This window comes from Microbacterium sp. (assembly GCF_031988965.1).
Taxonomy (GTDB): Bacteria; Actinomycetota; Actinomycetes; order Actinomycetales; family Microbacteriaceae; genus Microbacterium.
The window spans coordinates 1-10,605 of sequence record NZ_DALZXX010000029.1 but is presented as its reverse complement, the minus strand read 5'-3'; the positions used below and the strand labels follow the sequence as shown (position 1 = coordinate 10,605).

Genomic DNA, 10,605 nt, shown 5'->3' with positions numbered 1-10,605 from the left:
GCCCAGCCGGCGCACCGTCGACAGGGACATCCCCACGACCGTCGACGGATCACCTTCGACGCGGGTGATGAACGCGCCGCCCAGGCTGTCGACGGTGAAGGCGCCCGCCACGTGCAGGGGTTCGCCGGACGCGACATAGGCCGCGATCTCGGCATCCGTGATGTCGTCGGCGAAGGTGACGGATGCGTCGGCGGTCGCCGTCGCCTCCACGGGGGCGGTACCGGGGGACACCCGGAAGACGGAGTGGCCGGAATGGAGGATGCCGGTGGTGCCGCGCATCTCGTGCCAACGGCGGGTCGCCTCCTCGGGCGTGTACGGCTTGCCGTAGACCCGGCCGCCGATCTCGAACATCGAGTCGCCGCCGATCACGATGCCGTCGAACTCTCCGATCGTCGCGAGCTCGTGGGCGACCGCCGCCGCCTTCGCCCTGGCGAGCAACAGCACCAGTTCGGCCGGCGGAAGGTCGGAGCCCCGCTCGGCTGCGGCGGCTGCGGCCACAGCATCCTCGTCGACGTCAGGCGACTGCGTGAGCGGCTCGATCCCGGCCTGTCGCAGAAGCAGCAATCGGGCGGGAGAGGTGGAGGCGAGGCAGACGCGCATGTTCACCACCGTATCCTCGAAGGATGACTTCTTCCCCAGCCCTGCTCGATCTGGACATCACCGGCATCGCGCACGGCGGTACCTTCATCGCCCGCCATGAGGGACGGGTCGTCTTCGTCTCGGACGCGATCCCCGGGGAGCGCGTGCGCGCTCGCCTGAGCGAGGACTCGACGGGGGAGTCGAAGAGCTTCTGGCGAGCCGAGACCGTCGAGGTCCTCGAGGCCTCTCCCCATCGACGCCCGCATATCTGGTCCGAAGCGGATGTCTCGCGCGCGCCGGAGAACCGTCCGGGCGGTGCAGACCTCGGCCACATCGATCTCGAGCACCAGCGCGTGCTGAAGCGTGAGGTGCTGACGGAGGCACTCGACCGCTTCGCCGGCTCCGGGCTCGAGGCTCCCGAGATCGAGGCGGTGGAATCCGGAGACGGCACCGGATGGCGCACGAGGGTCACGCTCCACGTCGACGGCGAGGGAAACGTGGGGCCCTACGCCGCCCGCAGTCACCGGGTGATCCCGGTCGGCTCGCATCCGCTCGCCCGCCCCGCGATCGAGAAGGCGGCGCTCGCACTCGCGTCCGGCGAGCCCGGCAGTGTGGATCTCGTCGAACCGGGCGACGGTTCCGTGCGCGTGATCCGTCGTGACCGTCTCGACGAGCGTCCCGCGCGTGGTCAGGGTCGCCGTCCGGCGCCAGAGGTCGTCTACGAGCAGGTCGGGGATCGTCGCTTCCAGGTGGATGCCGGCGGATTCTGGCAGGTGCACTCGCGGGCTGCTTCCGTTCTCGACGGGGCGGTCTACGGCATTCTCGACGGACATGTCGACCCGGCCAAGAGGCATCTCGACCTCTACGGCGGTGTGGGTCTCTTCGCCGCCTCCCTCGCCGATCTCGGCGGGACCGACATCGTCACCGTCGAATCGAGTCGGCGGGCGACCGAGCATGCCCGCCGCAACCTCGCACCGCTCGAGGTCACTGCGGTCACCGCGCGCGTCGATCGCTACCTCGCGGGCGCATCAGCGGGTGCATCCGTCGGTGCCGTCGTGCTCGACCCGCCCCGGGCCGGTGCCGGCCGCGCGGTGGTCGACGCGCTGCACGCACTCGCTCCCGAGGCGATCGCCTACGTGGCCTGCGATCCTGTCGCGCTCGCTCGTGACCTCGGCACGTTCCGCGCACACGGATGGAACGTGAAGACCCTGCGCGGCTTCGACCTCTTCCCGCACTCCCACCACTTCGAGGTCGTCGCGTTGCTCACACGCTGACGCGCCGTGGGCGAGCGTCGCCCGGGGCATCACTAGGCTGGAGTGATGAGCAGGGTCGCACTGATCGACGATCACGAATCCGTTCGCCTCGGTCTCGAGGCGGCATGCGCTCGCGACGGTGAACAGTCCGTCGTGTTCTCAGGCAGCACGGTCGTCTCCTACCTCGATTGGCGCGCCGCGACGTCTGCGGCGTCGGCCGACGTCGTCGTCCTCGACCTGACCCTCGGCGACGGCACCACGGTGACCGAGAACGTGTCGTCGCTCGTGGCCGACGGCGCGAGCGTGGTCATCCACAGCGTCGCCGATCGCCCTGCGGCGGTGCGGGAGGCGCTCGCCGCCGGGGCGGCGGGAGTCGTGAGCAAGTCCTCGGCCCTCGACGACGTGCTCGACGCGATCCGCACGGTCGCGCAGGGTGAGGCCCTCAACAACGTCGAGTGGGCGAGCGCCGTCGACGGCGACCGTGACTTCGCGGATGCGCAGCTCTCGACCCGAGAGCGCGAGGTGCTGCGCCTCTATGCGACGGGACTCCCGCTGAAAGCCGTGGCAGAGCGACTGGGAGTCGCCTACTCCACCGCCAAGGAGAACATCACCCGCATCCGCGTCAAGTACGTCGACGTGGGGCGACCCGCACCGACCAAGGTCGATCTGCTGCGCCGGGCGATGGAGGACGGCATCGTCGCCGCAGACGGGGCGCCGAGTGCCGGCTGACGCGCTCAGCATCCGCGAGGCCTGGAGCAAGATCCCTTCTCCGGGCAGCGTGGAGACCGAGTTCGAGCGCTTCACCGGCAAGCGGATGGAACGCATCCTCGCGACCGTCGTCGCGGTCGGGTCGGGCGTCCTGGGCGTCCAGGCTTTCATCGCGGCAGCCACGGCGATGTCATGGGACGAATCGCCCCGCATCGCGATGCTGCTCGCGGTCTACGTGCCGCTCGCAGCCATGCTCGTGGCATGCGTCATCGGTCGTGGCGTCCGCACCACCTCCGGGATCTTCGCCGTGGCCTACGTCCTGGCGCTCGGCGCCTGGCCGACCATCATGGGCATGGGCGACAGGGCGGCGTCCGAGCAGCCGTGGATCTTCTTCCTCGTCAACGTCGGCGTCGTCGCGGCCATGCTCGCCTTCCCTCTCTGGTTGCAGTTCGCCTGGGCCGTCGGCCTGCCGTTCGTCTACGGCTACGTTCGGCTCGTCGAGGGTGACTTCTCTCCGGAGTTCTGGGTCACCACAGCGTTCGACGTCTCGTTCACGCTGATCCTCGGCATCGTCATCATCTCCCTGGGCTGGATGTTCCGCTCCGTCGCGGCCGGCGTCGACGAAGCGCGTGCGCAGGCGGTCGCCTCGTACGCCGCTGCCGCTGCCGCGGCCGCGACGGAGGAGGAGCGCGTCGCCATGTCGGCTCTGATGCACGACAGCGTCCTGGCCGCGCTCATCGCCGCGGAGAGGGCGGAGGGCGAGCGGGCGCGCGATCTGGCCGTCGGGATGGCGCGTGAGGCTCTCACACGCCTCGCGAACACCGAGGCGGCCGTCGCGCAGGAGGGCAGCGACGAACCCGTCGCCGCGGCGCAGATCGTCGTCGAACTGCGCCGCGCGCTGTCCGAGCTCGGCGCCGACGCGATCGTCGAGGAGCGGGGCGGACCCGGACTCATTCCCGGCCGAGTGGCGCGGGCACTCGTCCTCGCCGCGCGCCAGGCCCTCGGCAATGCAGTCACGCATGCGCACGGTCGCGGGCTGCACATCGTCGCGGAGGGACGCGGTGATGAGGGCATCACCGTGACGATCTCCGACTCGGGACCGGGGTTCGACCTCGCTGCGATCGGACCCGACCGGCTCGGCATCCGCGCGTCGATCCTCGCCCGCATGGCGGGTGTCGCCGGCACGGCCGAGATCGACTCGAGCGCGACGGGGACCGTGGTGTCGCTGGGGTGGGTGCGCCCGTGAACAGGACTGTGCGCAGTGTCGCCACATCACTCGCCGTCGGCTTCGCGATGTACTTCGCGGCTCGTGGCATCTGGTGGATCGACCAGCCGACGGGTCCGCTGCTCATGGTGGCGGCGATCGGTCTCTACCTCGTGGTCGTGAACATCGCGATCCTGTGGGATTCCGCGATCGTCGTGCGGATGCCGATGTGGGCGGCGGTCGTGGCACTCGCCGCCGCGGCGGTCATCCCGGCGCTCGTGACATTCTCGCTCGACCCGCTGACGCTGCGCGCGCCGTTCGCGACCTGGTACATCGGCGCCATCGGGGTGCTCGGCGTGGTCTGCATCGTCCGGAGGCGGTTCGTGATCGGATGGGCGATCGTCGTCATCCTGATCGCCGAATCATCGGTCTTCCTCGGGGTCACCGATGCGCTGGCCCTCGGGCTCGTCGGGTCTGCCATGTGGGCAGCCGTCGCGCACCTCCTCGTGATGTTCTGGGATCGCGCCGTGCGCGATACAGAACGGCTGGCGGGAATCCAGCAGGCGGTCTCCGCATGGCACGCCACGCAGCAGGTGCGTCAGCGGGAACGCCGGATCCGTACTCAGTTCGCGCTCGCGGTGGCGGGCCCGGTGCTCAGCCGCGCGGTCGCGACGCACGGCGCACTCGATGCCGAGGAGCGGCTGGAGGCCCGACTGGCCGAAGGGCGACTGCGCGATGAGCTCCGCGGCGCGGATCTGCTGAACGACGCTGTGCGCGACGCGATCGCGGATGCTCGACGGCGGGGTGCGGTCGTGACGGTGTTCGACGAGGGAGGGCTCTCCGACGTCGAGGATGCTCGTCGGGAGGAGATCCGTGACGAGCTCGCCGCGGTTCTGCGCAGCGCCGAGGCGGAGCGATGGATCATCCGGGCCGCGAGTGATCCTCTGACCGCCGTCACCGTCGTGGGTCGGGCGCGATCCGGCGGCACGAGCGACGACGATGCAGTGGATGTCTGGCACGAGATCCCACGCCGCACCGCCTGAGGCGGCTTCTGCATCTCCCAGCGGAGATGCCCTCTGCCCTCGGCTCCGATCGGGGGAGGAGACCGGAGTCGAGGTCAGTCAGAATGGGCGAGGGGCGGCGATATCGCCAGCCCCTCGCCATGCGGAACAGTTACCCGAAAACCGTCCGCCTGTGGCCGATCTGCGTCTGTCTACCCTGGGACCGAGAGACCAGCCGAACGCGAAGCGTCTCCATCAGTCTCGGACATGGTCAACACGTTTGTCTGTAGGTATTTTGGGGGACAAGATCGCCCCCGCGATGCGAGATGATGGGGCATGGGCATGCGCCGCGGAACCAACCTTCCCCGAATGGGTGACTTCAACCAGTCGGTCATCCTCGAGGCCATCCGACGGTCGGTCGAGGGACTCAGCCGGATCGAACTGGTCGAGGCGACGGGCCTGTCGGCGCAGACCGTGACGAACATCACGCGGCGGCTCCTGGACGACGGGCTGATCGCCGAGGCCGGTCGCACCATCAACGGCCCGGGCAAGCCACGCATCACCCTTCGGCTGGTCGCGGGGAGTCGCTTCTCGGTCGGCGTGCATCTCGACCCCGCCGTCATCACCGTCGTGCTGCTCGACATCGCCGGCGCAGTCGTGCGTCGACGCGTCGTGCGGGCGGGAGACAGGGATCCTCGAGCGGTGGTCGACATCATGGCCGGAACGATCGACGACCTCATCTCGGACGCAGAGATCGATCGCTCACGAGTCGCCGGAATCGGTGTCGCAGCGCCGGGGCCGCTGGACGCGGCTGTGGGGACGGTCATCGATCCGCCGAAGCTCCACGGGTGGCACCGCGTGCCGCTTCGTGCGGTCCTGGCCGAAGCGACGGGCCTTCCGGTGGTCGTGGAGAAGGACACCACTGCTGCCGCGGTGGGAGAGGTGTGGACGGGGAACGGCGCAGCCGATGGATCCTTCCTGTTCGTGTACCTCGGCACCGGTGTCGGCGCGTCACTCGTTCGGGAGGGAGACGCGATCCGCGGGAGCTCGCACAACTTCGGCGAGGTCGGGCACATCGTGGTGGATCCGGACGGTCCGTCGTGCGCCTGCGGGTCTCGTGGGTGCGTCGAGGTCGTGTGCACGCCTCAGTCCATCGTCGAGCAGGCCGAGGCGGCGGGGGTCTTCGACGACGACCGCCAGATCGATGGTGTGCATGCCGTCGAGGAGCGCTTCACGATGCTGTGCGAGCGTGCTGCGGCGGGTGACGCCCGGGCCGTGGCTGTGATCGAACGCGCTGCCGGTTCGCTCGCCGTGCTGATCGCCGTGCTCACGAACATGCTCGACGTCGATCGAGTCGTGCTGGGGGGACCGTTCTGGGACCGTGTGTCCGCGATCTACCTTCGCGAGCTGCCAGGGGAACTGCATCGGCGCAGCGCGACTCGTGATGTGCGGGAGATCCCGGTGTCCGGCACGATCGTCGGTGATGACGTGGGGGCGGTCGGCGCTGCGTGCGTGGTGCTGGATCAGATCCTCACGCCGCGCGCATCCGATCTGTACCTGCGGGACGCGACGGCACTCAGACCGTAGTTCCGGTATATCGCGGTAGAGATCCGAATAGTAATTCCAATCGATGTACTATTGAGTCGGATGCGCCGTTTTGGGGTGATGCGAGTCTGTCTCTCTCGCATCCATGGCGAAGAATGCCTGCGGGACCTGAGAGCTGGGGGGCTCTCAGGTCCCGCAGGCATTTCTGCACGCGCTTCGGTTGTCTTCAGCCGGAGAATCGGCCCCATGGGATGTCTCGGCGCAGCGGAGTCCGCAGAGATCGCTGCGTGCGCGTCCAGGCAGACGCCACAGGCTCGTCGGCAACGGCCTCCGCGCTCTCCTGTGCGTAGGCGTCGCTGACGACGGCGATCAGGGCAGCGAGTTCCTCATCCGTCGCGCTGCCACGGGTGATCTCGATCGTCGTCGGCTTCCGGTCGGACGGACCGGCGTCGGGCTGCCCGGTCACAGCGGGATGTTCCCGTGCTTCTTGGGCGGAAGCTCTGCGCGCTTGCCGCGCAGAGCGCGCAGAGCCTTGGCGATCGATACACGGGTGTTCGCCGGCTCGATGATGCCGTCGATCTCGCCGCGCTCGGCAGCGAGGAACGGAGACGTGACGCTGTACGTGTACTCGTTGGCGAGGCGTGTCCGCACCGCCGCGACGTCCTCGCCCGCTTCCTCGGCCTTCTTGATCTCGTTCCGGTACAGGATGTTGACCGCGCCCTGGCCGCCCATCACCGCGATCTCGGCCGTCGGCCAGGCGAGGTTGACGTCGGCGCCGAGCTGCTTGGAGCCCATGACGATGTACGCGCCGCCGTAGGCCTTGCGCAGGATCACGGTCACCATCGGAACGGTGGCTTCCGCGTACGCGTAGATCAGCTTCGCCCCGCGACGGATCACGCCCGTCCATTCCTGATCGGTGCCGGGGAGATATCCGGGGACATCGACGAGAGTCACGATCGGGATCGAGAAGGCGTCGCAGAAGCGCACGAACCGGCTGGCCTTCTCGCCGGCCTCGATGTTGAGCGTGCCTGCCATCTGCGACGGCTGGTTCGCGATGATGCCGACCGAGCGACCCTCGACGCGTCCGAATCCGATCACGATGTTCGGAGCGAACAGTGGCTGGACCTCGATGAAGTCGCCGGCGTCGACGACGTGCTCGATCACCGTGTGGATGTCGTACGGCTGGTTTGGGGAGTCGGGGATGATCGTGTTGAGCGATCGGTCGGCGTCGGTGGTCTCCCACTCGAAGCCGCTCTCATAGCCCGGGATCTCTGCCATGTTGTTGTCGGGCAGGAAGCTGAGGAGAGTGCGCGCGTAGTCGAGTGCGTCGTCCTCGTCCTGAGCGAGGTAGTGCGCGACACCCGATCGGGTGTTGTGCGTGAGCGCGCCACCGAGCTCTTCCATGCCGACGTCCTCGCCGGTGACCGTCTTGATGACGTCGGGGCCAGTGACGAACATCTGGCTGGTCTTGTCGACCATGATGACGAAGTCGGTGAGCGCGGGGCCGTACACGGCACCGCCGGCGGCCGGGCCCATGATGATCGAGATCTGCGGGATCACGCCCGAGGAACGGGTGTTCAGACGGAAGATCTCGCCGTACTTGCTGAGTGCCAGCACGCCCTCCTGGATGCGGGCTCCACCCGAGTCGAGGATGCCGATGATCGGCATCCCGTTGGTGAGGGCGAACTCCATGATCTTGATGATCTTGTCGCCCGACACCTCACCGAGCGAGCCGCCGAAGGTCGTGAAGTCCTGAGAGTAGACCGCGACGGTGCGCCCGTTGATGGTGCCGACCCCCGTGACCACGGAGTCGCCGTAGGGGCGATTGCGGTCCATGCCGAAGGCGGTGGTGCGGTGGCGCACGTACTCGTCGAACTCGACGAAGCTGCCGGGATCGACGAGCAGCTCGATGCGCTCGCGGGCGGTCATCTTGCCCTTGGCGTGCTGCTTGTCCTTCGCGATCTTCTCGGCGTCGACAACGGCTTCGTTGTATCGAGCGCGGAGGTCTGCGATTCTGCCGGCGGTGGTCGAGAGTTCGGGCTGTTCCGTCACGGATTCCACCCTATCGTCGGCTCGGCCCCCGCCGTTGGATGCTCGCCACAACGGGGCGCGGAATCCTTTGGTGGGTGTCGAGTGCTCGGCTCACCTCGTCGGTGTGGACTCGCCGGTCTCCGCATCCGGTGACGGAGAGCCGGCGTCGGGCGCGAAGGCGTGGCCACCCGGTTCGAGCTCGGGGGCGTCCTTCTTGCGCCCGCGACCGACGGACGCGATCCTCCGTCCCGCCCAGCCGACGCCGCGCGCGGCCGTCCCCGCTGCACCGGCGACCGCGCCGCCCACGTACTGCGCGCCGTGCAGCATCCGCAACTCGAGCTTCTCGGAGCCGTCCACCGGCTCCAACTCGAGGGGCAGATCGATGGGAGCAGTCCCGAAGGCGTGGTGTGAGGTGGTGAGCACGCGTCTGCCGAGGATGTGGTTGCCGGCGCCACCGACGGCTGCTCCCACCCCGAACGGCAGTGCCTTGCCGATGAACGACGCGCCGCCCTTCGCGGCGAACTGCTTCACGAACATGCTCTTGAGCTGGTCGACGAGGGGGCCCACCGCAGCTCGGGGGAGCGACTTCGTCACCATCTCGCCCCAGTACGACGATCGCGATCCACCGCGGCCGGTCGCCTGACCGGCCAGCTGTCCGACCAGGGCGACGCCCTCCTTGCCGAGCATCAGCGTCATCACCAGCGCCCGGGCCCGATCGGGGTTGGCCACCGCGATGCCGTGCACTTCAGCCACCGACTGGGCGAACAGCGCTGTCGACTCGACGAAGCCGACGGTCTCGACGCCGGACAGCGCGAGGGTGATGCCGGTGCCGATACCCGGCACGACGGCTGTGGCGCCGACCGCGGCTCCGCCCGTCGTCACCGCGGCGAGGTAGCGCCGTTCGAGGATCTTGATGATCTCCGCGGGAGAGGCCTGGGGGTGTCGCAGACGGATGCTGCGGATGTGTGCGAGTACGAGCGGGCGTTGGATCGCCAGTACACGATCGAGGCCTCGCACCATGAGCGGATGCTCCGTGGAGCCCACCGGCGGCACGCCCCTGTCCCACGGGGAGTCGTCGGGAAGGGAATGGATCTTATGCACCTTGGGGGCCATGGATCGATCCTAGGAACACAGGCCGCGAAAACGCCGAAAGCCCGGCACCCTTGACGGGGCCGGGCTTTCGTGAGTGCGATCAGACGAACAGGTTCGCGCGCTCGAGGTCCTCGGCGAAGTCGACCTCGACCGCGTAGAGGTCGGAGACGTCCATCGGCTCGAGAAGGAGACCGTCTTCGGCGATGGCGAGCTCGAGGCCGCGCTCGAAGTAGTCCTGATCCTCGACGCGCTGCAGCTGGCGCATGAACGCCTTCTTGTTCGCGGAGGAGATGTAGTTGATTCCGACAGCCTCGCCGAGACCGCCCTTGACGGTCTTCGACAGCTCCTTGATGAAGCCCTCGGCTGTGACGGTGTACTTGACCTCTTCGTCGCTGACCTTGGAGGTGTTGACCGTGACGAACGACTGGTCGCGCTCGATGTACGCTGCGGCACGGCCGAGGATCATCGGGTCGAAGACGACGTCGCCGTTCATCCAGAGCACGCCGCCCTTGCCCGTCGCGCCCAATGCGCGGAGGAGGCTCTTGGAGGTGTTGGTCTCGTCGTAGCGCTCGTTGTGCACGTAGTTGACAGAGGGGAAGGCCTCGATGATGGTCTCGGCGCGGTAGCCGACGACGGCGGTGATGCGCGCGTCCGATCCGAAGGCCGCTCGGATGTTGTCGTGCTGCTGGCGCATGATGGTGCGTCCGTCGCTCAGTTCGGTCAGCGGCTTCGGCAGCGCACGGCCCAGGCGCGAGCCCATACCTGCGGCGAGGATGACGGTCTGAAGAGTCACGAGTGCTCCTAAAGGAAGTTGTGTTCACGATCGGTTCACCGATCAGACACTTCGTCGTGCCGAGAGTCATGCTAGCGACAGAGCCTGGGAACATCCGGGCGCAGACGGCCCCGTTGCCGTTTCGTGACCCAGTACACACCCAACGCTCAGATTCGTCTAGCCGTTCTAACTGATATGCCGAGATCCCTTTCGACCTACGGCCAATTGTTTCGGAGAGCCGAAGAAAGTCGGCCCCCGTTGATACCGTAGGACGGTGACTGCCTCCCCCGAAGACCGCCCCGACGAGGTGGCCGACTCCGCGTCGACGCCCACCAAGAAGACGACGGCCCGGAAGGCGCCGGTGAAGAAGAAGACGACTCCTCGCACATCCCCGCGTGCGGCCGCTGAGGATGCCGCCGC

The 10,605-nt window shown here is 68.1% G+C and carries 10 protein-coding genes; 5 read left to right on the top strand and 5 right to left on the bottom strand.

Annotated elements, in window-relative coordinates; genetic code table 11:
• Window positions 1-600, bottom strand: a 600-nt coding sequence (locus RTM68_RS08005; RefSeq protein ID WP_312169901.1) for a Maf family nucleotide pyrophosphatase, incomplete at its 3' end; no start/stop codon positions are given.
• 23 nt (window positions 601-623) lie between these two features.
• On the opposite strand from RTM68_RS08005, the gene RTM68_RS08000 reads away from it, so the two are divergent.
• The 5 genes from RTM68_RS08000 (at window position 624) to RTM68_RS07980 (ending at window position 6,332) form a co-directional block, all read left to right on the top strand.
• Window positions 624-1,853 (top strand): TRAM domain-containing protein, encoded by a 1,230-nt coding sequence (locus RTM68_RS08000; RefSeq protein WP_312169880.1) that lies wholly within the window; start codon window positions 624-626, stop codon window positions 1,851-1,853.
• 45 nt (window positions 1,854-1,898) lie between these two features.
• Entirely contained in the window at window positions 1,899-2,561 is a 663-nt protein-coding gene (locus RTM68_RS07995; RefSeq protein ID WP_194763515.1) for a response regulator transcription factor, read from the top strand.
• Window positions 2,551-3,786: an ATP-binding protein gene (locus tag RTM68_RS07990; RefSeq protein WP_312169878.1), complete on the top strand. Its 1,236-nt coding sequence runs from the start codon at window positions 2,551-2,553 to the stop codon at window positions 3,784-3,786. The genes RTM68_RS07995 and RTM68_RS07990 overlap by 11 nt, the downstream gene beginning before the upstream one ends.
• Entirely contained in the window at window positions 3,783-4,787 is a 1,005-nt protein-coding gene (locus tag RTM68_RS07985; protein ID WP_312169877.1) for a hypothetical protein, read from the top strand. The genes RTM68_RS07990 and RTM68_RS07985 overlap by 4 nt, the downstream gene beginning before the upstream one ends.
• A 327-nt stretch (window positions 4,788-5,114) precedes the next feature.
• A complete protein-coding gene (locus RTM68_RS07980) occupies window positions 5,115-6,332 on the top strand; it encodes an ROK family transcriptional regulator (protein ID WP_312169876.1) in 1,218 nt (405 codons plus the stop codon).
• A 184-nt stretch (window positions 6,333-6,516) separates the two neighbouring features.
• On the opposite strand, the gene RTM68_RS07975 is transcribed toward RTM68_RS07980, so the two are convergent.
• The 4 genes from RTM68_RS07975 to RTM68_RS07960 form a co-directional block, all read right to left on the bottom strand.
• On the bottom strand, window positions 6,517-6,756 hold the full coding sequence (locus RTM68_RS07975; protein ID WP_312169874.1) for an acyl-CoA carboxylase subunit epsilon: 240 nt from the start codon (window positions 6,754-6,756) through the stop codon (window positions 6,517-6,519).
• The gene (locus RTM68_RS07970) at window positions 6,753-8,342 is read right to left on the bottom strand and encodes an acyl-CoA carboxylase subunit beta (RefSeq protein ID WP_396654207.1); all 1,590 of its coding nucleotides are present in this window, start codon (window positions 8,340-8,342) and stop codon (window positions 6,753-6,755) included. Before RTM68_RS07970 ends, RTM68_RS07975 begins: the two co-directional genes overlap by 4 nt.
• Window positions 8,343-8,432: 90 nt before the next feature.
• Window positions 8,433-9,434 (bottom strand): hypothetical protein, encoded by a 1,002-nt coding sequence (locus RTM68_RS07965; RefSeq protein WP_312169871.1) that lies wholly within the window; start codon window positions 9,432-9,434, stop codon window positions 8,433-8,435.
• 79 nt (window positions 9,435-9,513) lie between these two features.
• On the bottom strand, window positions 9,514-10,206 hold the full coding sequence (locus RTM68_RS07960; protein WP_201470241.1) for an NTP transferase domain-containing protein: 693 nt from the start codon (window positions 10,204-10,206) through the stop codon (window positions 9,514-9,516).
• Window positions 10,207-10,605: the final 399 nt, after the last annotated feature.